Source organism: Ursidibacter sp. B-7004-1, from assembly GCF_053654055.1.
On the sequence record NZ_JBSIUP010000082.1, the window covers coordinates 1 to 679 of the forward strand.

At 44.8% G+C, this 679-nt stretch carries 1 protein-coding gene; it reads left to right on the top strand.

The genetic code is table 11. From position 1 onward, the window contains the following. Positions 1–679, top strand: a 679-nt coding sequence (locus ACWIW0_RS11310) for a hypothetical protein (protein WP_454453395.1), incomplete at both ends; no start/stop codon positions are given.

Sequence of the window (679 nt, forward strand, 5' to 3'; positions counted from 1 at the left end):
ACAGTGACGGATGAGAAAGGTAATACCCAGCTTGCGACAGGTAAAGCATCATTGCAACTGGGGGCAAACATCGGGATTGGCTCAGACAAAGATAGCCAACGTAGCCAAACGCTATCAGGTATTAACACTTCAAATCTCACGATTCGAGATGAAAAAGCACAATTAGAGAAAACGGGTAAAACGGCAACTGAAGCCCGAGCAGAGATTAAAACAGACACCACACTTGAAACAGCAGAGGCTCACTCAGGCAAGTTAGAAAGTCGGTTTGATAAGGATAAACTCCAAAAAGAGCTGGCTTATCAGGTTAAAGTTACTCGTGAGTTTCAAACTATCACAAAGCCAGGCATTGACAGCTTTGTGGCAAACCAAGCGGAAAATAAACGCAAAGAAGCCGATGAGTTAGAGAAACAAGGGAAATATCAACAAGCAGCGGAAATTCGCCAAGAAGCGAAAAATTGGGAAACAGGCGGTAAATATCGCCAAGCGGTTGATGCGATAACCAATGCAGTAGGTTTAGCATTAGGCGGTAAACCAACAGAAGGGGTAATTGCAGGGGCGGCTTCGCCTTATATCAACGAGCAAATCAAAAAAGCCACGGAAAACCACCCTGAACTCAATATTCCAGCCCATATGATTTGGGGAGCGATTGAAGCCGAGTTGAACGGTGGTAACGCAATAA